The organism is Croceibacterium sp. TMG7-5b_MA50, from assembly GCF_039830145.1.
In the GTDB taxonomy this organism is placed as follows: Bacteria; Pseudomonadota; Alphaproteobacteria; order Sphingomonadales; family Sphingomonadaceae; genus Croceibacterium.
This window is the reverse complement of sequence record NZ_CP156082.1, coordinates 14,567-35,447: the sequence shown is the minus strand read 5'-3', so window position 1 is coordinate 35,447 and position 20,881 is coordinate 14,567. Positions and strand designations below refer to the sequence as shown.

22 protein-coding genes are annotated in these 20,881 nt (G+C 69.3%); 4 read left to right on the top strand and 18 right to left on the bottom strand.

Annotated elements, in window-relative coordinates:
- Nucleotides 1-21 precede the first annotated feature (21 nt).
- Both trpS and V5740_RS00185 read left to right on the top strand, forming a co-directional pair.
- The gene (trpS, locus tag V5740_RS00190) at nt 22-1,035 is read left to right on the top strand and encodes a tryptophan--tRNA ligase (RefSeq protein ID WP_347303089.1); all 1,014 of its coding nucleotides are present in this window, start codon (nt 22-24) and stop codon (nt 1,033-1,035) included.
- Nucleotides 1,036-1,203: 168 nt separating this feature from the next.
- Nucleotides 1,204-1,905, top strand: coding sequence for a DUF4136 domain-containing protein (locus tag V5740_RS00185; RefSeq protein ID WP_347303088.1), 702 nt, complete (start codon nt 1,204-1,206; stop codon nt 1,903-1,905).
- Nucleotides 1,906-1,965: 60 nt separating this feature from the next.
- Here V5740_RS00185 and V5740_RS00180 read toward each other — a convergent pair whose 3' ends face one another.
- From V5740_RS00180 to V5740_RS00150, 7 genes are read right to left on the bottom strand one after another with little or no spacing between them, the layout of a single operon-like run.
- On the bottom strand, nt 1,966-3,159 hold the full coding sequence (locus V5740_RS00180) for an NAD(P)/FAD-dependent oxidoreductase (RefSeq protein WP_347303087.1): 1,194 nt from the start codon (nt 3,157-3,159) through the stop codon (nt 1,966-1,968).
- Nucleotides 3,160-3,167: 8 nt separating this feature from the next.
- Nucleotides 3,168-3,626 (bottom strand): dUTP diphosphatase, encoded by a 459-nt coding sequence (gene dut / locus V5740_RS00175; protein ID WP_347303086.1) that lies wholly within the window; start codon nt 3,624-3,626, stop codon nt 3,168-3,170.
- Nucleotides 3,619-4,863, bottom strand: coding sequence for a bifunctional phosphopantothenoylcysteine decarboxylase/phosphopantothenate--cysteine ligase CoaBC (coaBC, locus tag V5740_RS00170; RefSeq protein ID WP_347303085.1), 1,245 nt, complete (start codon nt 4,861-4,863; stop codon nt 3,619-3,621). The genes dut and coaBC overlap by 8 nt, the downstream gene beginning before the upstream one ends.
- The gene (locus V5740_RS00165; protein ID WP_347303084.1) at nt 4,860-6,026 is read right to left on the bottom strand and encodes a hypothetical protein; all 1,167 of its coding nucleotides are present in this window, start codon (nt 6,024-6,026) and stop codon (nt 4,860-4,862) included. Before V5740_RS00165 ends, coaBC begins: the two co-directional genes overlap by 4 nt.
- Nucleotides 6,023-7,582 (bottom strand): 2-polyprenylphenol 6-hydroxylase, encoded by a 1,560-nt coding sequence (gene ubiB, locus V5740_RS00160; RefSeq protein WP_347303083.1) that lies wholly within the window; start codon nt 7,580-7,582, stop codon nt 6,023-6,025. The genes V5740_RS00165 and ubiB overlap by 4 nt, the downstream gene beginning before the upstream one ends.
- A gap of 10 nt (nt 7,583-7,592) precedes the next feature.
- Nucleotides 7,593-8,339: a class I SAM-dependent methyltransferase gene (locus V5740_RS00155; RefSeq protein ID WP_347303082.1), complete on the bottom strand. Its 747-nt coding sequence runs from the start codon at nt 8,337-8,339 to the stop codon at nt 7,593-7,595.
- Nucleotides 8,340-8,349: 10 nt separating this feature from the next.
- Entirely contained in the window at nt 8,350-9,267 is a 918-nt protein-coding gene (locus tag V5740_RS00150; protein ID WP_347303081.1) for a DMT family transporter, read from the bottom strand.
- A gap of 66 nt (nt 9,268-9,333) precedes the next feature.
- On the opposite strand from V5740_RS00150, the gene mutM reads away from it, so the two are divergent.
- Nucleotides 9,334-10,149, top strand: a complete 816-nt coding sequence (gene mutM, locus V5740_RS00145) for a bifunctional DNA-formamidopyrimidine glycosylase/DNA-(apurinic or apyrimidinic site) lyase (protein ID WP_347303080.1) — start codon at nt 9,334-9,336, stop codon at nt 10,147-10,149.
- Here mutM and V5740_RS00140 read toward each other — a convergent pair.
- The 3 genes from V5740_RS00140 to V5740_RS00130 are packed head-to-tail and all read right to left on the bottom strand — an operon-like array spanning nt 10,146 to nt 13,269.
- Nucleotides 10,146-11,468: a dicarboxylate/amino acid:cation symporter gene (locus V5740_RS00140; protein WP_347303079.1), complete on the bottom strand. Its 1,323-nt coding sequence runs from the start codon at nt 11,466-11,468 to the stop codon at nt 10,146-10,148. The genes mutM and V5740_RS00140 overlap by 4 nt on opposite strands.
- The gene (gene dapE / locus V5740_RS00135; RefSeq protein WP_347303078.1) at nt 11,465-12,640 is read right to left on the bottom strand and encodes a succinyl-diaminopimelate desuccinylase; all 1,176 of its coding nucleotides are present in this window, start codon (nt 12,638-12,640) and stop codon (nt 11,465-11,467) included. Before dapE ends, V5740_RS00140 begins: the two co-directional genes overlap by 4 nt.
- Nucleotides 12,610-13,269 (bottom strand): glutathione S-transferase family protein, encoded by a 660-nt coding sequence (locus tag V5740_RS00130; protein WP_347303077.1) that lies wholly within the window; start codon nt 13,267-13,269, stop codon nt 12,610-12,612. The genes dapE and V5740_RS00130 overlap by 31 nt, the downstream gene beginning before the upstream one ends.
- A 284-nt stretch (nt 13,270-13,553) precedes the next feature.
- Between V5740_RS00130 and V5740_RS00125 the strand changes: the two genes are divergently transcribed.
- Nucleotides 13,554-15,392 (top strand): GGDEF domain-containing protein, encoded by a 1,839-nt coding sequence (locus V5740_RS00125; protein ID WP_347303076.1) that lies wholly within the window; start codon nt 13,554-13,556, stop codon nt 15,390-15,392.
- Between the two features lie 9 nt (nt 15,393-15,401).
- Here V5740_RS00125 and yihA read toward each other — a convergent pair whose 3' ends face one another.
- The 8 genes from yihA to modB form a co-directional block, all read right to left on the bottom strand.
- Entirely contained in the window at nt 15,402-16,061 is a 660-nt protein-coding gene (gene yihA, locus V5740_RS00120; RefSeq protein ID WP_347303075.1) for a ribosome biogenesis GTP-binding protein YihA/YsxC, read from the bottom strand.
- 1 nt (nt 16,062) lies between these two features.
- Entirely contained in the window at nt 16,063-17,805 is a 1,743-nt protein-coding gene (gene yidC, locus V5740_RS00115) for a membrane protein insertase YidC (RefSeq protein WP_347303074.1), read from the bottom strand.
- 51 nt (nt 17,806-17,856) lie between these two features.
- Nucleotides 17,857-18,069 (bottom strand): membrane protein insertion efficiency factor YidD, encoded by a 213-nt coding sequence (yidD, locus tag V5740_RS00110; RefSeq protein ID WP_347304544.1) that lies wholly within the window; start codon nt 18,067-18,069, stop codon nt 17,857-17,859.
- Between the two features lie 5 nt (nt 18,070-18,074).
- Nucleotides 18,075-18,449, bottom strand: a complete 375-nt coding sequence (gene rnpA / locus V5740_RS00105) for a ribonuclease P protein component (protein ID WP_347303073.1) — start codon at nt 18,447-18,449, stop codon at nt 18,075-18,077.
- 19 nt (nt 18,450-18,468) lie between these two features.
- On the bottom strand, nt 18,469-18,603 hold the full coding sequence (gene rpmH / locus V5740_RS00100) for a 50S ribosomal protein L34 (RefSeq protein ID WP_347303072.1): 135 nt from the start codon (nt 18,601-18,603) through the stop codon (nt 18,469-18,471).
- Nucleotides 18,604-18,692: 89 nt separating this feature from the next.
- Nucleotides 18,693-19,490: an N-acetylmuramidase domain-containing protein gene (locus tag V5740_RS00095; protein ID WP_347303071.1), complete on the bottom strand. Its 798-nt coding sequence runs from the start codon at nt 19,488-19,490 to the stop codon at nt 18,693-18,695.
- A 67-nt stretch (nt 19,491-19,557) separates the two neighbouring features.
- Complete coding sequence (locus V5740_RS00090) at nt 19,558-20,196, bottom strand: ATP-binding cassette domain-containing protein (protein ID WP_347303070.1); 639 nt, start codon at nt 20,194-20,196, stop codon at nt 19,558-19,560.
- Complete coding sequence (modB, locus tag V5740_RS00085; protein ID WP_347303069.1) at nt 20,186-20,881, bottom strand: molybdate ABC transporter permease subunit; 696 nt, start codon at nt 20,879-20,881, stop codon at nt 20,186-20,188. The genes V5740_RS00090 and modB overlap by 11 nt, the downstream gene beginning before the upstream one ends.

Below are 20,881 nucleotides of genomic sequence, written 5' to 3'. Positions count from 1 at the left end.
GATGTGGTAGGGGCACGCCCCATGCGTATCGTCTCCGGCATCCAGCCCACCGGGCAGCTCCACCTCGGCAATTACCTCGGCGCGATCCGCAACTGGGTGCGGATGCAGGACAATCTGCCGTCAGGCGGCGAATGCCTGTTCTTCCTGGCGGACATGCATGCCATCTCCATGCCGCACGATCCCGCTGCCTTGCGCGCCGGCACGCTGGAGCTGGCCGCCGCGCTGGTCGCCTGTGGGATCGATCCGGCGCGTTCCATCCTGTTCAACCAGGCGCAGGTGCCCCAGCATGCGGAGCTGCAGTGGCTGCTGAACGGGACCGCCCGCATGGGCTGGCTCGGCCGCATGACGCAGTTCAAGGACAAGTCGGGCAAGAACCGGGAGGGCGCCAGCGTCGCCCTGTTCACCTATCCCGTGCTGCAGGCGGCGGACGTGCTGCTGTACCAGGCGACGCATGTACCCGTGGGGGAGGACCAGAAGCAGCATCTGGAGCTGGCCCGCGACATCGCGCAGAAATTCAACAACGACTTCGCATCGGAGGATGCGCCGGTCTTCACCCTGCCCGATCCCATCATCCCGCCAGCCGCCGCCCGGATCATGTCCCTGCGCGACGGCAGCGCCAAGATGAGCAAGTCCGACCCATCGGACATGAGCCGGATCAACCTGACGGATGCGCCGGACGAGGTGATGAAGAAGGTCAAGAAGGCGAAGACCGATCCCGAGCCGCTGCCGGGTGAGAAGGCCGGCCTCGCTGACCGGCCTGAGGCGTTGAACCTCGTCACCATCTATGCCGCGCTCGCGGACAGCAGCGTGGACACGGTGCTGGCGGAGCATGCCGGGCAAGGCTTTGGCGCGTTCAAGCCGAAGCTGGGCGAGCTGCTGGTGGAGGTGCTGGCGCCGATCACCACGCGCTTCACGCAATTGCTGGAAGATCGTGCGGCGCTCGACTCGGTGCTGTCGGACGGGTCGGCGAAGGCGCGCGCGCTGGCCGGACCGACGCTGGAGCGGACCTACCAGGCGCTGGGCATGGTGCGATAAACAAACGGTTGTTTTGCAACGGTTTAGGACGGCGATCCATTCAATCGCCGTTCACCGCGTCGCGCATATAGCGCGGGCTATCGTATTGGGGCCGGGCGTCCCCTATATCCCAGACGGGTCGCATTCCCGCGTCTGGCGTGCCGGCCCAGCATCGCTGGAGAGAATCGCATGTCGTTCGTGTCACGACTAACCCACCGCGCCAAGCTGGTCAGTGCCCCGCTGCTGCTGGCCGGGGTTGCCGCCTGTGCGACCCCGTTCAACGCGGATGTATCCCGCTTCCAGGCGCAGTTGCCTGCCCCCACGGGCCAGAGCTTTGCCATCGTGCCGGAGGATCCGGCCCTCGCCAACAGTCTCGAATTCAGCACCTATGCCGAGCGGATCGCGGCGGAGATGGGGCAGCTTGGCTATGCCCGCGCCGCCTCCCCCGACAGCGCGACGCTGCTGGTCCGGTTCGATTATGGCGTGGACAACGGTCGGGAACGCGTCCGCTCCTACCCGTCGGCCGGCTTCGGTCCGTGGGGCGGCTGGGGCGGTTGGGGTGGCGGCTTCGGCCGGTTCAGCCGCTGGGGCTACGGCTTCCATCCGGGCTTCTACGGCGGCGGCTGGGGCGGCTGGGGCGGCGGCTGGGGCAACGATGTCCGCAGCTACACCATCTACACCAGCGGCATCGACGTGAAGATCGACCGCGTGGCCGATGGTCAGCGTCTGTTCGAAGGCAGTGCGCAGGCCGTGTCGACCAGCAACCGGCTGCAGTACCTGGTGCCCAACCTGGTCGAGGCGATGTTCACCGACTTCCCGGGCAATTCGGGCGAGACGCTGCGCATCTCCATCGCGCCGGAGGATCAGCCGGTCCGTCGCGACAACCGCTGACGGCGGCGCTCCAGCGACAACAGAAACAGGCGGCGGCCCGGCAAGGGTTCGCCGCCTTTTCTATAGTGCCTGCGCGGCGGCCCAGCCGCTGGCCCAGGCCCATTGGAAATTATACCCGCCGAGCCAGCCGGTGACATCCACCGCCTCCCCGATGAAGTGCAGGCCCGGTAGATGGCGCGCCGCCATGGTCTGCCCCGACAGGCCGGCCGTGGCGACCCCGCCCGCCGTAACCTCCGCCTTGGCATAGCCTTCGCTGCCCGACGGTGTGAACTGCCAGGCGGACAGACGCTGCTCCGCCGCCGCCAGCTTCGCATCGGGCAGGTTCCCCAGATCGCCGCCAAGCGCGAGCCGTTCGCCCAGCGCCTCCGCCAGCCGGTCCGGCAGGTGGCGGGCCAGCAGGCGCGGCACCGTCTGGCGCGGGGCATCGCGCTTCGCCTGGCGCAGCCAACCGGCGGGCGCGTCAGGCAGGAAGTCGATCCCGACAGCCTGCCCGTGCCGCCAATAGGACGAGACCTGCAGAATCGCCGGCCCAGACAGCCCCTTGTGCGTGAACAGGGCAGCCTCCGCGAAGCTCGTCTTCCCGGTGCTGGCGACGACCGGCGCCGCAATACCGGAAAGCTGGCGGAACAGCAGCTCCTCCCCCGGCAGGGTCAGCGGCACCAGCGCCGGGCGCGGCTCCACCACCTTCAGACCGAACCGGCGGGCGAGGTCATAGGCGAAGCCGGTGGCGCCGAGCTTCGGGATGGATGGTCCACCGGTGGCCACCACCAGCGCCGGTGCGTGATGCTCCTGCCTGCCCGCCGTGACCCGGAAGACGCCGTCCGCATGAGCGACATCGGTGATCGCGTCCCCGCAGCGCACCTCTACCTGCCCACTGTGGCCCGCCGCGGCGTCGCATTCCGCCAGCAGCAGATCGACGATCTGCCGGGCGGAACCGTCACAGAACAATTGCCCCAGCGTCTTCTCGTGCCAGGCGATGCCATGCCGATCGACCAGCGCCACGAAGTCCGCGGCCGTGTAGCGGGCGAGCGCGGAGCGGGCGAAATGCGGGTTGGCGGACAGGAACCGATCGGGCGCGGTACCGATATTGGTGAAGTTGCACCGCCCGCCGCCGGAGATCAGGATCTTGTTGCCCGGCCGGGCCGCATGATCGAGCACCAGCACGCGGCGTCCGCGCTGCCCCGCAACCCCGGCGCACATCAGCCCCGCCGCTCCCGCGCCGAGGACGATGGCATCGTAAGGGGCGGCTGGCACGGTCCGGGTCAGAGGCGCAGGTGGCCGCCGGTAGAGCCGAAGCCGCCGGCGCCGCGCGCCGTCTCGTCCAGCGTCTCCGCCTCCATCCACGCAGCCTGCACCACGGGCGCGAGCACCAGTTGAGCGATGCGGTCGCCGCGCTGGATGGCGAAGGGTTCGGCCCCGTGATTGATCAGGATGACCTTCAGCTCGCCGCGATAATCGCTGTCGATCGTGCCGGGGGTGTTGGGCACGGTGATACCGTGCATAAGCGCCAGGCCGGACCGCGGGCGAACCTGGATCTCGTACCCGGCGGGGATCGCCAGCGCGAGGCCGGTGCCCACGGCATGGCGCATGCCTGGCGCCAGCGTCACGTCCTCCGCCGCCAGCACGTCCATCCCGGCGGCCCCTGCCGTGGCATAGGCTGGCAGCGCCAGGCCGGCGCCGTGCGGCAGGCGCAGGATGCGGACGGGAACGGGATCAGTCATCGGTGGCGAGTGCCTCTGCAATGCGGGCGACGAGGCGGCGGGCGACCTCCTCTTTGGGCAGATGCGGCCAGTCTTCCACCCCGCTGTCGGTCACGAGGTGGACCTGATTGGCGCTGCCGCCCATCACGTCACCCGACACGTCGTTGGCGACGATCCAGTCCGCGCCCTTGCGGATGCGCTTCTCGGTCGCGCTTGCCAGCGGGTCGCCGGTCTCGGCCGCGAAGCCGACCAGCAGGCGCGGGCGCTGCGGATCGCGGGCGAGTTCGGCGAGGATGTCGGGATTGGCGGCCAACGGGATGCCGCTGTCGGCGATTCCCGATTTGGGCAGCTTGGCCGTGGCGGCGGCGGCCGGGCGCCAGTCGGCGACGGCGGCCACCATCACGGCGGCATCCGCCGGCAACGCGGCGTGCACCGCCGCCTGCATCTCGCTCGCGCTCTCCACATCGACCCGGTCGACACCCGGCGGAGTGGATAGCGAGACCGGCCCCGCCACCAGAGTCACGCGGGCGCCCGCATCGGCGGCGGCGGCGGCGATGGCGAAGCCCTGCCGCCCACTCGACCGGTTGGCGATGAAGCGGACGGGGTCGATCGCTTCGTGCGTCGGCCCGGCGGTCACCAGCAGGTGGCGGCCATTCAGCGGTCGCGGGGCTGCGGGGGCGAAATCCGGCTGGCCGGCCAGCGGATCGGCCACCACCCGGCCCAGCAGGCGGGCGATCTCCGCCGCGATCTGCTCCGGCTCCGGCAGGCGGCCGGGGCCGTATTCGCCGCAGGCCATCGGCCCCTCGTCCGGCTCCATAACCGTCACGCCATCGCCGCGCAGGGTGGCGAGGTTCCGCTGCGTGGCAGGGTGCTGCCACATGCGGACATTCATCGCCGGAACCGCCAGCACCGGCGTGTCGGTCGCCAGCAACAGCGTGGTGGCAAGATCGCTCGCCAGGCCGTGCGCCATCTTGGCCAGCAGGTCCGCCGTCGCCGGGCACACTACCACCAGGTCCGCCGCGCGGCTGAGCTGGATGTGGCCGATCTCCGCCTCCTCGCCCGCGTCCCACAGCGATGTGTGGACCCGATTGCCGGACAGGGTGGCGAGCGTCATCGGCGTCACGAACTCGGCCCCGGCATCGGTCAGCACGCAGGTGACAGCGACGTCGGCCTTGGCCAGCAGGCGGACCAGCTCGCACGATTTGTAGGCCGCGATGCCGCCGCCCACGATCAGCAGGATGCGCCGCTGCCCGCTCATGCGCCCAGCAGCGTGCCGTGGCGCGGGCGGCGGATGCGGCCGCGCGCCGCCTGTATCCAGTCGGCCAGCGCGCGGGGCGCCAGCGCCAGACCCACGAAGTACCCCGGCAGCATGACGAGTACCCAGTAGAAGGTGTTGGCCCGCGCGAACAGGGCGACCGCGACGCTCATCCCGCCGAACCACGCCAGCGCGAACAGCCCGGTGCGCCCGCCGATCCCGGCCCAGCCGACCAGCGCCAGCAAAGCGAGCGGTCCGGCGCTCCACGCCGGAAGGTAGCGCAGCAGGGTGACGTCGGCGAAGCTGCCCCAGACCAGCGGCAGGCCCAGCCGCTCGCTCCAGCCCGGGGACGCGGGATCGCCGGGCAATTGCGCGGCATGGACGTTCCAGGCGTGGAGCGCGATGGCGGCGATACACAGCGCGAGCAGCAGCAGCACGGCGCGCAGTTCCGTCCAGCGACGGCCCAGCAGCGCGACCGCCGCCCAGACCAGCACGAACGGAACTGCCAGTTCGCGCACCAGCACGGCCAGCAGCACCGCGAACCATGCGGGCCACCAGCGCTGCGGGCGGTAGAGCGCGAAGCCGAGCGACAGCAGCAGGCCGGCCACCACGTCGTGCTTCAGCCCGATCTGCGGCATCAGCGCCTGCCATCCGGCGGCGACCGTCACCCCCAGCACCAGCAGCCGTTCCGGCGCGGAGGCAAGCTGGCGCAGATGGGTCGCCCAGGCGAGCGCGACGGCGGCGAGCAGCCCCATGCCGAGCCACTTCCACGCCGTTGGCCCCAGCAGCAGCGAAGACCAGGCCAGCGTCGGCATGCGCACTGTGACGAAGGGCTTCACCGGATAATGGTTGTTGCGCTGCTCATCCAGCGCGACGGTGTAGTAGTCCTGCCCGCGGGCCAAGCGGTCGTTGATCCGCTGGTACAGCGCGATGTCACCCTTGCGGCCCATCTTGCGCTTCTTCATGACCTCGGCGGCGCGGGCCTGCTTGACCTCCTCGAACCGCTGCATAGCGACGCCGCTCCACACCAGGGCGAGCAGCAACAGCAGCAGACCGGCGAGCGCCGGCCCGGGCCGCAGGGCGCGCAGCGGACGGCCGAGCACCTCCCACCGGCCAAGCGGCGTCAGCGGCTGCACGCGCGGGCCGATCACCGTGCCCAGCATCATGCGAGCCACCCGGTCACGGCACCGGCCCAGACCAGCAGCCCGCCGCCGATCGCCGCCAGCAGGTAGCCCGGCCAGAACCGGCCGCGCCCTTGGCCCCGCCGTTCCCACAGGAGGCCCACCTTGGGCAGCGGCGGCGCCTCCGGCGCGCCGCCACGGGGCGGGTACTGCTCCTCCAGCCGGCGGATCAGCGCCGGGATGCGCAGCAGCGTTTCGGTGTCTGTGCGGATGCGGTCGGCCAGCGCCGCCTCCGGCCCCAACTCGTCACGGATCCAGCTGCGCACGAAGGGCGCCGCGACATCCCACATGTTGATGCCGGGATCGAGCTGGGTGGCGATGCCTTCGACCATCACCATGGTCTTCTGCAACAGCAGCAGATGCGGCTGGGTCTGCATGTCGAAGTCGCGGGTAATGGCGAACAGGCCGTCCAGCATCTGGCCCACGCTCAGCTCGCTCACCGGCTTGCCGCGCATCGGTTCGCCCACCGCGCGAAGGGCGGTGGCGAATTCCTCGACCGAATGGTGGCCGGGCACGTACTGCGCCTCGAAATGGATCTCAGCCACGCGCCGGTAATTGCCGGTGGTGAGACCGTACAGGATCTCCGCCAGCCATTGCCTGGCGCGCTGGTCGATGCGGCCCATGATGCCGAAATCGATCGCCACGATGCCGCCATCGGCGCGCACGAACAGATTGCCCTGGTGCATGTCGGCATGGAAGAACCCGCCGCTGATCGCCTGCGTCAGGAAGGCGAGCACCAGCCGGCGGGCGAGGTCCGGCATGTCGTGGCCGGCGGCGCGCAGGGCGGCGATGTCGGCGATCTTGATGCCATCGATCCATTCGACCGTCATCACCCGGCCATTGGTCCGGTCCCAGTCGATGGCGGGCACATTATACCCGCCGAAGCCGCGCATCGCCTCGGCCAGTTCGCTGGCACTGGCGGCTTCGCGGCGCAGGTCCAATTCCCGATTGGTCCAGCGTTTGAAATTCGCGATGGTGAGACGCGGGCGCAGGCGACCGGCTTCCCCGCCCAGCGCCTCAAGATGGGCGGCGGCCCATTCATAGGTGTCGATATCGCGCGCCAGCCGTTCGCGAACGCCGGGGCGCAGCACCTTGATGGCGACGGTGCGGCCGTCCAGCGTGACGCCCTTGTGGACCTGCGCGATGGAGGCGGCACCGACCGGCACCGGGTCGACGGAGGCGAACAGCCGGTCGAGCGGCGCCTCGAAACTGCGTTCGATCTGCGCGCGGATCGCCTCGAACGGGACGGGCGGCAGGTTGTCCTGCAGGCTGAGGAGGTTTCGCACCGCATCGTCGCCCACGATGTCGGGCCGGGTGGCGAGCGACTGGCCAAGCTTGATCGCCGCCGGCCCGATCGCGCGGAAGGCCGCGGCGAAGTCGGGCTCCGCCGGCTGACGCGTGCCAAACCGCGCAACGCGGACCAGCCGGCGGACCGGTCCGGGCGTATTCGCATTCCGCTCGATCGGGCGCAGCGCGCCATGGCGCGCCAGCGTGCGCCCCCAGCCGAGCAGGCGCAGGATGTGCGTGGCAGGTGCGGTCATGAAGCGGCGGTCAGGCCTTCCACCCGGAATGGATCGCCACCGCCCCGCCCAGGATCGGCTCCACCTTCGTCCGCACGAAGCCCGCCTTGCGGATCATGCCCTCGAACTCCGGCATGGAGGGGAAGCGGCGGATCGATTCGATAAGGTAGCGGTAGCTCTCCGCATCGCCCGCGATGGCCTGCCCGATGCGTGGCACCAGTTGATGCGAATAAAGGTCGTACGCTTCCTTGAAGCCCGGCCAGGTGGTGGTCGAGAACTCCAGGCAGAAGAACCGCCCGCCATAGCGCAGCACGCGGTAAGCCTCGTTCAGGCCCGCCTGTACGTCGGTCACATTACGGATGCCGAAGGCAATGGTGTAGGCGTCGAACACGCGGTCTGGATAGGTCAGCGCGGATGCGTCCTGGCGGGACCAGACCAGCGTGTCGATCCCGCGTTCCACCGCGCGTTCCACGCCGACGTCCAGCATGTCCTGGTTGATGTCGGCGACGGTCACCGCCGCGCCGCTGGCTGCCATGCGGAAGGCAATGTCGCCGGTGCCGCCCGCCATGTCCAGAATCGCCTCCCCGCTGCGGGGCTTTACCCGCCGCACGAAGCGGTCCTTCCACAGGCGGTGCATCCCCGCGCTCATGGCGTCGTTCATGACGTCGTACTTCGCCGCCACGTTGCTGAAGACGGCGCCGACACGCCGGGTCTTCTCCTCCGGCGCGACATCCTGGTAGCCGAAGGAAACCTGCTCTGCGGGGGGCATATCGCTCATGCTTCGTCCTCTAGGATGCCGAAGGCCGCGCGCCAAGGGCAGACAGGCCGATGCCCGCGACGATCAGCGCCATGCCGGCGAAGTGGTACGGGTGCAGCGCCTCCCCCAGCAAGGCAGCGGACAGGATGGCGCCGAACAGCGGCATCAGCGTCAGCGTCTGCGTGGCGCGCGCCGGCCCGACCACGCCCGCCGCCCAGTTGTAGATGAGGTAGGAGACGAGCGAGGGCAGGATGCCGACATACAGGAAGGCGCCGACCACCCCGCCGGACCAGTTCACCGTCAGGCCCCGTGCCCATTCCCACATGGCAAGTGGCGCCATGGCGAGGATGCCGATGACGAAGGTCACCGCCACCAGGCTGGTGCCCGCCACCGGCGGCTTCAGCCGCAGCAGCAGAGTGTAGAACGTCCAGACCATCGCCGAACCCAGCAGGAACAGGTCCGCCCGGCGTAACGCCAGCCGCATGGCGGCTGCAAGATCGCCGGCGAACACGATGGTCGCGACGCCAGCGATCGAGGCCACGATGCCCAGCACCCTGAGTGGCGTGGTGCGCGTGCCGAACAGCACCCGGTCCAGCACGGTCACCAGCGCCGGGGTCAGCGCCTGCAGCAGCAGCGCATTGGTGGCCGTGGAATATTGCAGGCCAGTATAGAGCAGCGCGTTGAACGCGCCGATGCCCAGCAGCCCCAGCAGCAGGACGACATGCCAACTGCGTAGCAGCGCCGCCCGGTCCTGCCGCAACTGACCCCAGGCGAAAGGCAGGATGATGGCCGACGCGATCACCCACCGACCCAGCGCCAGGGTGAAGGGCGGGATGTCCAGCCTGAACGCCCGCGCGACGATGGAATTGCCCGCCCACAACACCATGACGAGGCCCAGCAGGGCGAAGGCCTGGAACTGGCGGCGTTCGGACGACCATGCGGACGACATGGTGTGGCCCCTAGCGCCCGGCGCACGGCTTGGCGACAGGCAGGCCGCCGCCTATCTGCCTGATCTATGCCCGAACTTCCCGAAGTAGAGACGACGGTGCGCGGGCTGACCCGCGTGCTGGACGGCGCCCGGCTGGATCGGGTGGAGCCGCGCCGGCCCGACATGCGTTTCCCCTTCCCGCCCGATCTGGTGCAGGCGCTGACCGGTGCGCGCGTCATCGGCCTGGGCCGCCGGGCCAAGTATGGCCTGATCCACACCGACCGGGATCGGACGCTGATCTTCCACCTGGGCATGAGCGGGCGCTGGCGGATCGACCCGGACGCGATCGGCACGCATGACCACCTGCTGCTGGGCACAAGCGATCACCTGCTGGCGCTGTGCGATCCGCGCCGCTTCGGCTTCGTCGCCCTGGCGGACACGGCGGGGCTGGACGATTACCCGGCCTTTGCCGCCATGGGACCGGAACCGTTGGGACCGGACCTGACCGCTGCGCATCTCCACGCCGCGTTCACGACCCGCAAGCAGGCGATCAAGCTGCTGCTGCTGGACCAGCGGATCGTGGCGGGCCTCGGCAACATCTATGTGTGCGAGGCGCTGCACCGGGCGCGGATCAGCCCGCTGAAGCCGGCGGGCGCGGTGTCGCGCGCGGCGCTGGTGCGGCTGGTCCCGGCGATCCGCGCTGTCCTGGAACTGGCTATCGAGCAAGGCGGATCGTCGCTGCGCGACTACGCCCATCCTGACGGGCAACTCGGCTATTTCGCCAGCTCCTTCGCCGTGTACGACCGGGAGGGCGAGCCGTGCCTGCGCGATGATGGCGGCACTATCACCCGCATCGTGCAGGGCGGGCGCAGCACCTGGTACTGCCCCCGCTGCCAGCGCTAGTCGGCGGTCGCGACCGCATCCTTCTCCGACAGGGAGGAGATGGTCTGCGCCGCGACGAGATCGCCCACGACGTTCAGCGCCGTGCGGCACATGTCGAGGAAACGGTCGACGCCCAGGATCAGGCCGATCCCCTCCGGCGGCACGCCTACGCTCGCCAGGATCAGCGCCACCACCGGCAGCGATCCGCCCGGCACGCCGGCAGTGCCGATGCCGGCCAGGATCGCCACCAGCATCACGAACAACTGATCGCCCAGCGACAGGTCCACGCCGAAGAACTGTGCCAGGAACAGCACCGTCACGCCTTCGAACATGGCCGTGCCGTTCTGGTTGGCGGTGGCCCCGATCGTCAGCACGAAGCGGGCGACGCGGCCGGGCAGCTTCAGCTCCGTATCGGCGATCCGCAGCGCGGTGGGCAGCGTCGCGTTGGAACTGGCCGTGGAAAAGGCCATGATGCTGGCCTCCCGCGTCTCGCGGAAGAAGGCGATCGGACTCTTCTTTGCCACGAACGCCAGGATGGCGGAAAACACGCCGAACATTTGCAGCGCCAGCGCCAGCACCACCACACCGACGTAGGCGGCTAGCTTGAAAAGCAGGTCCCACCCGAACTGGGCGGACAGGTTGAACATGAAGCAGAAGATGGCGATCGGCGCCAACTGGATGACGATGCCGATCAGCCGCATCGCAATCTCGAACAAGCCCTCGATCCCGTCCTTCAGCGCGGCGGTGCGGCGCGTCTGCACCAGCAGCATGCCGATGCCGAAGACCAGCGCGAAGAACATCACCGCCAAGATGTCGTTGTCGGCCATGGCGGCGACGATGTTGCTGGGCACGATGGCGATCAGCTGCGCCACGCCTGGCTGTGTTTCCGAACTGGCGGCGACGATGCTGGCGGCGCCCTGCCCGCCCTGCGCCAGCAATTCGCGCGCGGCGACCGGGTCGACGCCGTCACCGGGGCGCAGCACGTTGACCAGCAGCAGCGCCAGCGCGACGGAAATGGCCGAGACCACGACCGTGTAGGCCAGCGTGCGCAGACCAATGCGCTTCAGGGAGCGGATTTCCCCCATCTCCGCCACGCCGATCACCAGCGCGCTGAACAGCAGCGGGATCACCAGCATGAACAGCAGCCGCAGGAACACCTGCCCGATCGGCCCGGTGATGTAGGTGACGACCGTGCCGATCCAGTCCGCCCCCGGCGTCAGCGTGTAGGCGGCAAGCCCCGCCGCCAACCCGGCGACGAAGCCGATCAGGATGCGCCATTGCAGCTTCCCATGCCCGATCGGCGCGGCTTCGGCCGCCATCTGTTCGGCATCGGTGCTCATTCAGCTACTCCAAGGGTCAGGGCCGCGATCGCGACACGCCGGTATATACGGGTCAGGGCATCCAAATCCGCCACTGCCACCGCTTCATCACGCTTGTGCATGGTGGCGTTCAGCAGGCCGAGCTCGATGACGGGGCAAACCGACTTCAGGAACCGGGCGTCGGACGTGCCGCCGCTGGTGGACAATTCGGGGGTGAGGCCGGTCTCAGCCTCGACGGCGTCCGCCACCAGCCGCGAGAAGGCGCCCGGCGGGGTCAGGAACGGCTCCCCGGAAATGACCGCGCGCGCCGTGCCGCCGTGCCGCGCGGCGATGGCGGATACCTCCGCTGCCAGCGCGTCGCCGGTATGCCGGTCGTTGAAGCGGATGGACAGGCGCGCGGTGGCCCGGCCCGGAATGACATTGGTGGCAGGATTGCCGATGGCGATATCGGTGATCTCCAGGTTGGACGGCTGGAACCACTCGGTCCCTTCGTCCAGCACCAGCGCGTTCAGCTCCGCCAGCATGGCGACCAGCCTGGGCGCGGGATTGTCGGCCAGGTGCGGATAGGCGACGTGCCCCTCGCGGCCCGCCACCTCCAGCCAAATGTTGACCGAACCGCGGCGGCCGACCTTCATCGTGTCGCCCAGCCGGTGGACGCTGGTGGGTTCGCCCACTAGGCACAGGTCCGGCCAAATGCCGTGTTCGTCCATCCAGGTGATGAGGGCGCGGGTGCCGTGGATCGCCTCCCCCTCCTCGTCACCCGTGATGATGAGGCTGATCGTGCCCGCATCCGGCGGAATGTCCGCGCACGCCGCGGCGAAGCAGGCGATCGCCCCCTTCATATCGACCGCACCCCGGCCGTAGAGCAGGTCGCCACGCACCTCCGGCAGGAAGGCGTCCCCGGTCCAGCCGTCACCGGCGGGCACCACGTCCAGGTGGCCGGCGAAGGCGAAATGGCGGCTGCCGACCGGCCCCGGCCGGATGGCGAGGCAATTTTCCACCTCTCCCCCGCTGATGAAGCGGTGGCAAGTGAAGCCCAGCGGTTCCAGCATGGCGGCCAGGGCATCGAACACGGCCCCGCGCGCCGGCGTCACGCTGGCACAGGCGAGCAGCCGGGCGGCGAGTTCCGGGGCGTCAGGCCCCCGATGGGCAGACGGGGTGATCAGGCCACCTCGAACTGTTCGATGACCCATTCCTCGTTCTCTGCCGCGGCGATCCATTCCTGCATCCAGGCGTGATCCCACACCGCCTGCATGTAGGCTTGGGCAAAGCCGGGCACGCCGACGCCATAGGTGACGAAGCGGCTGACCACGGGGGCGTAGAAGATGTCGGCCGCGCTGAAGGTGCCGAACAGGAATGGCCCGCCCGCGCCGAACCGCGCCCGCGCCTCCGCCCACAGGCTGAGGATGCGCACGATGTTCTCCCGCGCCTCCTCCGTCAGGGTCAGGCCCGTGATGCGGCGGCGGATGTTCATGGGGCACAGGCGCCGCAGCGGAAGATATCCGCTGTGCATTTCCGCCACCATCGCCCGGGCCATGCCGCGCGCGGCCGGCTCCTTCGGCCAGAAGCGGTCGCGTCCGACCTTGTCCGCCAGGTATTCGAGGATGGCGAGCGAATCCCACACCACGCCGTCGCCGTCCCACAAGACCGGGACCTTGCCGGCGGAAGGCTGGAACTCGCCGTCCAGCCGCTTGGTCGCCTGCCAGTCATCGCCGTCGATATGGACGGTCAACTCCTCGAACGGCAGGCCGGACTGGCGCGCCGCCAGCCAGCCACGCAGCGACCAGCTGGAATAATTCCGGTTGCCGATAATCAGCTTCACGCAGGCCTCCGCTGCATTGTGCGCCCCCGCGCGGGTATCCGGGCCGGCAACCCCTTGCCAGCCGGCTTGTGCCGCCCCTCCTAATCAGTCAGATTGCAGCTTGTCGAGGCGGAACTCTGTTCGCGTAACGGGGTGACGGAGCCGTAAAGTTGCGGAACGGCTGATTCATGCCGGTTCGCTAACGGCCCGTTTACCCCGGCGATGGCAACATGCGGCCGGTGTGGCGACGGGGACGGTCGATGAACTTGCACAGGTCAGGTATGCCGCGCCCCAGCAAGCGCCCCATGGCCGGGCTGGTCGATGCCGCGGGGTTGCAGTTCGCGTTCCAGCCGATCGTGGCCATGGGCACGCTGGAGCCGCAGGGCTTCGAAGCGCTGGCCCGCCTGCCCGATGGGCACGATCCGGCCACCGCGTGTGATCTGCTGGACCTTGCCGCCAGCGAAGGCCGCCTGATCGAGGTCGACCTAGCGCTGGCAGCGGCCGCAGTGGCCAGCTTCGCGGAGCAGGAGCTGCCGCCCGGCACCCGCCTGTTCTGCAATATCGACCCTCGTCTGCTGCAGGAAGGGGAGCACCTGCCGCTCCGCCTGGCGGCACTGGCGCGCGACGCCGGCATCGCGCCGGGCAGCCTGGTGGTGGAGCTGTGCGGGACCGATCGCCGCCTCTCGCCCGATCTGCTGCGCATCATGGCGAAGCACGGCCTGCGGGTCGCGCTATCCGGCTTCGGCAACGGCGCCGGCGACATCGCGTGCCTGCTGGGCACCAGCCCCGATTACCTGAAGCTGGATGGTGACCTGACATCCGGCGTTGCGCGCAACACCCGGGCGCAGGCGGTCGTCGCCAAGCTGATCGGGCTCGGCCACGCGCTGGGCATTCCGTCGGTGGCGGTCCAGGTCGAACAAGAGGCCGATTTCCGCACCCTGCGCGAACTGGGCTGCGACATGGCGCAGGGTTTCCTGACCGGGCGACCGACGCGGATCCCGCAAATGGCGGACACGTCGGGTGTCGCCGGCAGGCTGCGCCGTGATGGCGGCATTCCGCGACGCATCGCGGACATGGTCATCGCCGTGGAGCCGCTGCATCATACCACCCCACTGGCCGACGCGGTGGCGCGGTTCCGGCAGGGCGTTGCGCTGGGCATGCTGCCGGTGGTGGATGCCGGCGGGCATGTGATGGGCGCGCTGTACGAGGCCGCGCTCAACGCTTTCCTGTTCAGCGGATACGGCGCCGCGCTGGTGGAGAACCGCGGCCTTCGGCAGACCGCCGGCGACCTCGCCGCCCCATGCCCCACGGCCGAGGCGACCGCCACGGTGGAGGCCATCATCGAAAGCGCGATGGCCGCGCCCGATGCGCGCGGCATCGTCCTGACGGTGGACGGCCGGCTCGCCGGAATGCTGAGCAGCCAGCACGTGCTGCAATTGAGCAGCGAGCGGGCGGTGGAGGAAGCGCGTGATCGCAATCCGCTGACGGGGCTGCCCGGCAACGGTTCGATCCAACGGTTCCTGCTACGCTCCGCCGTGGGTCATCCGCACAGTGTGGTGTTCTTCGACTTCGACAATTTCAAGGCGTTCAACGACGCCTATGGCTTCACGGAAGGTGACCGCATCATCCTCCACTTCGCCGACGTGCTGCAGGCCGCCGCACGCGACAGCGGCGGCTTCGTCGGGCATGTGGGCGGGGACGACTTCTTTGCCTGCTTCCCGGTGACGGAAGATGCCGCCGAAAGCCTGACCCGGCAGACGGTCAATGCCTTCCGCCTGCGGGCGGAGGCGCATTACAGCGAGGAGCACCGTTCCGCCGGCGGTTTCCGCGCCAAGGACCGCTTCGGCGAACATCGCTTCTTCCCGCTGATCCGCGCCGCCGCGGTGCTGCTGCATCTGCCGGCCGACCGGCCCGAACTGACGCCGGAAGAGATCGTCGGCGCGCTGGCGGAGGGCAAGAGCGCGGCCAAGGCCAGTGTGGAGGGATTGCACCGGATCAGCCTGCCGGCGCTGCTGGCACAGCGGGTCAACCGCCGGGGCGATCCGGCACTAACGGGCACGCAGTCGCTGCGCAGCAGTTTCCTCGCCGAACCCGCGGTGGCGAGTTTCGCGACCACGCCGGGCCGGACCCGCGCGCCGCGCTGACGCGGGCGGTCAGCGCTGTAGCGCGTCGGCCAGGATGGCGGCGCGCAGTTCCGCGATGCCCATGCCCTTCTCCGCGCTGGTGACGTGGAGCTGGGGGTAGGCGGCGGAATGCTTGCGCGCCTCCGCCGCGACGGCGGCACGGGTGGCTTCCAGCTCGCTCGCCTTCACCTTGTCCGCCTTGGTCAGCACCAGGCGATAGCCGACGGCCGCCTCGTCCAGCATCTTCATCATCTCGAGATCTGGCGGCTTGATGCCGTGCCGGCTGTCCACCAGCACCAGCGTCCGGCGCAGCACCGTGCGCCCCATCAGGAAGGTGCGGACCAGCTGCTTCCAGCGCTCCACCACCTTCACGGGCGCCTTGGCAAAGCCATAACCGGGCATGTCGACCAGGCGCATCTGCACCGGGTCACCCACCTCGAAGAAGTTCAGCTCCTGCGTCCGGCCCGGCGTGACGGAAGCGCGGGCAATCGCCTTGCGCCCAGTCACGGCGTTGATCAGGCTGCTCTTGCCCACGTTGGACCGGCCGCTGAACGCGACTTCCGGAAAGTCCGGCTCCGGCAGGAATTGCAGCTGCGGGGCGGACAGCAGGAACTCCACCCGGCCGGCGAACAGGCGGCGCGCCTGTTCCACCAACTCCGGCGGCAGCTCGGGCGGGGCGGGCGTCTCCATCCTACTTCTGCGCCGCCGCGGCGCGCGCCTTCTCCGCCCGGTCAGCCTCCATCGCGGCCTTCAGCTGCGGGTGCCGCGAATAGAGGTAACGCTGCTGCGCCACGGTCAGGATGTTGCTGGTGATCCAGTACAGCAGCAGACCGGCCGCGAACGGCGCCATCACGAACATCAGCACCCACGGCATGATGGAGAACACCTGCTGTTGCATCGGATCCAGCGCCTGCGGGTTCAACCGGAACTGCAGCCACATGGTGAAGCCCAGCAGCACCGCCAGCACGCCGATCGCCAGGAAGCTGGGCGGCTGGAAGTCGAGCAGGCCGAAGCCGTTCAGAATCGTGGCGGGATCGGGCGCGGACAGGTCGCGAATCCACAGCGCGAACGGCTTGTGCCGCATCTCGATCGCGATCAGCAGCACCTTGTACAGGGCGAAGAACACCGGGATCTGCAACAGCAGCGGCAGGCAGCCCGCTACCGGGTTCACGCCTTCTTCGCGGTACAGCTTGCCGATCTCCTGCTGCAGGGTCGCGCGGTCGTCCTTGTGGCGTTCCTGCAGGGCCTTCATCTTGGGCTGCACCGCGCGCATCTGCGCCATGGAGGCGAAGCCCTTCTGCGCGACCGGGAACATCAGGCCGCGGATGATGCAGGTCAGCAGGATGATGGCCACGCCGAAATTGCCCGTCAGGTCGAACAGCGTGCGCAGCAGCCAGAAGATCGGCTTCATGAACCAGCGGAACCAACCCCAGTCGATCGCCAGGCCGAAATTGGTGACGCCGGCATCCTCGTAATGGTCGAGAACCTCGCTTTCCTTGGCGCCGGCGAACAGCCGCGTGGTACGGCTGGCCTGCTGCCCGGGATTGACCGTCACGGGGTCGTAGATCAGGTCGGCGCGATAATCGGTGTCGCCCAGCGCGCGGAAGGTGCCGGTGACACGCGCGCCATCCTGCGGGACCAGCGCCGACAGCCAGTAGATGTCGGTGAAGCCGATCCAGCCCGTGGCTCCGGCCGGATCGGCGGTCTCCGCCTCGTCCACGTCGTCATAGTTCCAGGCAAAATCGACCGCGCCGTCGAACAGGCCGATCGGGCCCGAATGGACGTTCCAGGTGTCGGCGCTGGCCGTCCGGCTGGTCCGGTTGACGAAGGCGTAGGGACGCAGCGCCACAGAACCGTTGCCGGCATTGCCCACCGTCTGCCGCACGGTCAGCATGTAGAATTCGTCGATGTCGAAGCGGATCGTGAAGACCTGACCCTGCCCGTTGTTCCAGGTCAGCGTCACCGGGCGACCCGGCGCCAGCGGCCCGCCGCTCGCCTGCCACACCGTGTTGGCGCCCGGCACGGCGACGCCCTGCCCGACCCAGCCGAACTGGGCGAATTGCTGCGTCGGCGTGCCGGCCGGTGCGAACAGGCGCACCGGGCCGCTGTCGCGGTCCACCGTCTGGCGGTGCGTCTTGAGGACGATATCGTCCACCCGCGCGCCGACCGGGTTGATGGAGCCGGCAACCTCCGGCGCGTCGATCCGCACGCGCCCGGCGCTGGTCAGCGCGGTCGCGACGTCGCGCACCCGCATCTCGCCGGTGGTCGGCTCCGGCACGCCGGCCTCCACCGCGGCGCGCTGCACCGGCGTGTCGGCCGTTGGGGTCACGGGGGCGGGCGCCTCCGGATAGAAGCGGCCCATCGCGAAGTCGAAGCCGAGCAGCAGCACGAGGCTCAGCACCACGGCGATGATCAGGTTACGCTGATTGTTCAAGACGCAGAATCGCTTTCACTTGCGGGCAGGCAGCCGCCTGTTGACGGTGCATCAGGGCACCGGATCGTGGCCGTGTCCCCCCCAGGGATGGCAGCGCATTAGCCGCTTGGCCGCCAGCCATCCACCCTTGATCGCGCCATGGCGGCCCAGCGCCTCGATCGCGTACTGGCTGCACGATGGCTGGTAACGGCAGGTGGGCGGCAGGATCAGCGATGGGCCGAGCTGCCAGCCACGCGCCAGCAGGATCAGCAGGCGGGCGGGCAGCTGCCTCACCGGCGGGCGGCGCGGGGCTTGCGCGGGGGATCACCCTTGCCGGCGGCGGCGCGTTCCAGCGCCACGGCCAGTTCGGCACCCAGCAGGGTGAAGTCGCGTTCCACCCCGCCGTCCCGGCCGATCAGCACATGGTCATGATCCGGCAGGCCACCGGCCGGCAGCGCGGCCCGCAGCAATTCGCGGAACCGGCGCTTCATGCGATTGCGGACCACGGCATTGCCGATCTTCTTGGTGACGGTGATGCCGTAACGGATGCCGTGCCCGCCATTGGGGCGGCTGAGCAGCACGAAACCGGGGCGCGCGACACGCAGGCCCCGGTTGGCGGCGACGAAGTCCGCGCGCCGCGTCAGTACGGTGATGGAGCGGGACATGGCGCCCGCCCGATCGATCTCAGGCGCAAAGGACCTTGCGGCCGCGGCGACGGCGCGCAGCCAGCACCTTGCGACCGCCGGGGGTCGCCTTGCGCGCGAAGAAGCCGTGACGGCGCGCACGAACAAGGTTGCTCGGCTGGAAAGTGCGCTTCATTTCTAATCCCGATCGTCAAAACATGATGAGGCCGCCGCGAAAACGGCAGCCGAACAAGGCGGCGCGGTTACGCAAACCGCCAGGTCGAGTCAAGCACGGTCCAGCTTGTCGGCCAGCGCTTCCCACGTGCCGGCGCCGACGATTCCGTCCGCCTCCAGGCCGCGCGCCTGCTGGAAGGTGATGACTGCCCGCTTCGTCGCCGGACCGAAATCGCCATCCACCTTCAGGCCCAGCGCCTCCTGCAGATCCTCCACGTCCTCGCCCGTGGCGCCCATCTTCAGCAGCGGCCGCCCCGCGGAGGTGCGCGGCGGCCCGGCGGCGTGGAAGGCGAAGGCGGCAGCCATTTTCTTGTCGTAATTATTCGCCCGGAACGCCGGGCCATTATAGCCGCGGGCGAACCCTTCCCAATCGAGTCGCCGCAGCTCGTCATCCAGACGGTTCGCCTTCACGAACGCGACGAAAGCCTGCAACTGGCGGTCTTCCGATTCGACCATGGCGGAGACGAAGTCATCCACATCGTCGAACCCGCACGCCTTGCAATTGTCGCCCATGATCTGGAACGCGCCCCAGCTGGCGGAACGCAGCGCGGCCTCGCGATTAAGCCCGATGGCCTGGTTCAGCCGGTCGTATTCCCGCGCCCCGCCCTTGTAGCCGCCGAAGCGCCGGTGGGAGATGTCGGGATTGCTGGCATCGTGCCGCCGTCCTGTCAGGCGGCTGAAATAATGCCGTTCGAAAAGGATCTTGGGCCGCTTGTCCGTCAGGTAACCGCCCCGGCTCTCCACATCGATCACCGCCCGGACCGCAGCAACCTGGCAGCCCAGTGCCTTCGCCGCCTGTTCGATCGCACCATCGCTGAAAGTGTCGCCGCTGCCGATGAACTCGCTCATGCTCGCCCTCCCCGCCAAGGAGCGCCAGTTTACGCCTGTTGCCGCCTATCGGCAATTGCTTGCCCTGCTAAGCAGGTGCCTGTTCGCCAAGCACAAACCGATGTCCGGCCAATCGCTCCACCTCCGCCGCGGCGTGACTGACCAGCAGGATGGGGACCGGCAGCGAATCGCGGATACGCTCGATCAGGGCCAGCAGCACCCCGGTCCGCGCGCTGTCCAGCGACGCGGTCGGCTCGTCCAGCAGCAGGAAGCGGGGTGCGGACAGCAGCGCCCGGCCGATCGCCACCCGCCGCACCTCCCCGCCGGACAGCCCGGACGGGCGGCGGTGAAGAAGGAGGCCGATGCCGAGCAGATCGATCACCTCTTCCTGGCCGATCCACCGGTTCCCTGGCGCTGCCAGTCGGGCGCCATAGGCGAGATTGCCCGCGACGGTCAGATGCGGAAACAGCCGCGCGTCCTGGAACACGTAGCCGGCGCGCCGGCGATGCGGCGGCAGGTCGATCCCGGCCGCCGCGTCGAACAGGACGGTGCCGTCCACCACGATCCGACCCGCCGCCGGGCGCACCAGGCCGGCGATGCAGTTGAGCATCGTCGTCTTGCCGCAGCCAGACGGGCCGGTGATCGCGGTCAGCCGTGCATCGCTGTGCAGCCTCACGCCGCTCGCCAGCGCGCCGAACGGGTGCTGCAGGCTGATGTCAAAGCGCATGGGCGCGCCCTTCGCCGGCACGCCGCACCAGCCATTCCGACAGGACCAGCGCTCCCAGCGACAGCAGGATGGACACGATCGCCAGCCGGGCGACGCCGCCTTCGCCGCCCGGCAATTGCAGCCCGGTATAGATGGCCAGCGGCAGGGTGCGCGTCTCCCCGGCGATATTGCTGGCAAAGGTTATGGTGGCACCAAACTCCCCCAGGCTGCGCGCGAAGCCGAGTGTCGCCCCAGCGGCGATGCCCGACGTGCTGAGCGGCAGGGTGATCGTCAGCAAGGCGCGGACGCGCGACGCGCCAAGGGTCTGCGCCGCTTCGACCAGCCGGCGGTCCACCGCCTCGATCGACAGGCGCATGGCCCGTACGGTCAGCGGCAGGGCCATGATTCCGGCGGCGAGCACGGCCCCGGTCCAGCGGAATACTAGCGTGATGCCGAATTGCGCCTCCAGCCAGCCGCCGACAGGGCCTGCCCGTCCGAACAGCAGCAGCAACAGCCAGCCGGTCACCACCGGCGGCAGCACCAGTGGCAGGTGCACCGCCGCGTCCAGCAATGCCCGCCCCGGGAAGCGCCGCCGCGCCAGCAGCCAGGCGATGACCCAGGACGGCGGCAGGATCAGCGCGGTCGCGACCAAGCTGACGCGCAGCGACAGGCCGATCACCGCCCATTCGGCGGCGGTCAGGGACAT

What these genes read in the sequence shown, in the direction of transcription:
- ubiB (WP_347303083.1), bottom strand. Translation starts at nt 7,582, where the DNA reads ATGACCGCACCTGCCACGCACATCCTGCGCCTGCTCGGCTGGGGGCGC.
- mutM (WP_347303080.1), top strand. Translation starts at nt 9,334, where the DNA reads ATGCCCGAACTTCCCGAAGTAGAGACGACGGTGCGCGGGCTGACCCGC.
- modB (WP_347303069.1), bottom strand. Translation starts at nt 20,881, where the DNA reads ATGTCCCTGACCGCCGCCGAATGGGCGGTGATCGGCCTGTCGCTGCGC.
- yihA (WP_347303075.1), bottom strand. Translation starts at nt 16,061, where the DNA reads ATGGAGACGCCCGCCCCGCCCGAGCTGCCGCCGGAGTTGGTGGAACAG.
- V5740_RS00165 (WP_347303084.1), bottom strand. Translation starts at nt 6,026, where the DNA reads ATGATGCTGGGCACGGTGATCGGCCCGCGCGTGCAGCCGCTGACGCCG.
- V5740_RS00095 (WP_347303071.1), bottom strand. Translation starts at nt 19,490, where the DNA reads ATGAGCGAGTTCATCGGCAGCGGCGACACTTTCAGCGATGGTGCGATC.
- trpS (WP_347303089.1), top strand. Translation starts at nt 22, where the DNA reads ATGCGTATCGTCTCCGGCATCCAGCCCACCGGGCAGCTCCACCTCGGC.
- rpmH (WP_347303072.1), bottom strand. Translation starts at nt 18,603, where the DNA reads ATGAAGCGCACTTTCCAGCCGAGCAACCTTGTTCGTGCGCGCCGTCAC.
- dapE (WP_347303078.1), bottom strand. Translation starts at nt 12,640, where the DNA reads ATGGGTCATCGAACAGTTCGAGGTGGCCTGATCACCCCGTCTGCCCAT.
- dut (WP_347303086.1), bottom strand. Translation starts at nt 3,626, where the DNA reads ATGACTGATCCCGTTCCCGTCCGCATCCTGCGCCTGCCGCACGGCGCC.
- V5740_RS00125 (WP_347303076.1), top strand. Translation starts at nt 13,554, where the DNA reads ATGGCCGGGCTGGTCGATGCCGCGGGGTTGCAGTTCGCGTTCCAGCCG.
- V5740_RS00140 (WP_347303079.1), bottom strand. Translation starts at nt 11,468, where the DNA reads ATGAGCACCGATGCCGAACAGATGGCGGCCGAAGCCGCGCCGATCGGG.
- rnpA (WP_347303073.1), bottom strand. Translation starts at nt 18,449, where the DNA reads ATGTCCCGCTCCATCACCGTACTGACGCGGCGCGCGGACTTCGTCGCC.
- V5740_RS00155 (WP_347303082.1), bottom strand. Translation starts at nt 8,339, where the DNA reads ATGAGCGATATGCCCCCCGCAGAGCAGGTTTCCTTCGGCTACCAGGAT.
- V5740_RS00150 (WP_347303081.1), bottom strand. Translation starts at nt 9,267, where the DNA reads ATGTCGTCCGCATGGTCGTCCGAACGCCGCCAGTTCCAGGCCTTCGCC.
- V5740_RS00185 (WP_347303088.1), top strand. Translation starts at nt 1,204, where the DNA reads ATGTCGTTCGTGTCACGACTAACCCACCGCGCCAAGCTGGTCAGTGCC.
- coaBC (WP_347303085.1), bottom strand. Translation starts at nt 4,863, where the DNA reads ATGAGCGGGCAGCGGCGCATCCTGCTGATCGTGGGCGGCGGCATCGCG.
- V5740_RS00090 (WP_347303070.1), bottom strand. Translation starts at nt 20,196, where the DNA reads ATGCGCTTTGACATCAGCCTGCAGCACCCGTTCGGCGCGCTGGCGAGC.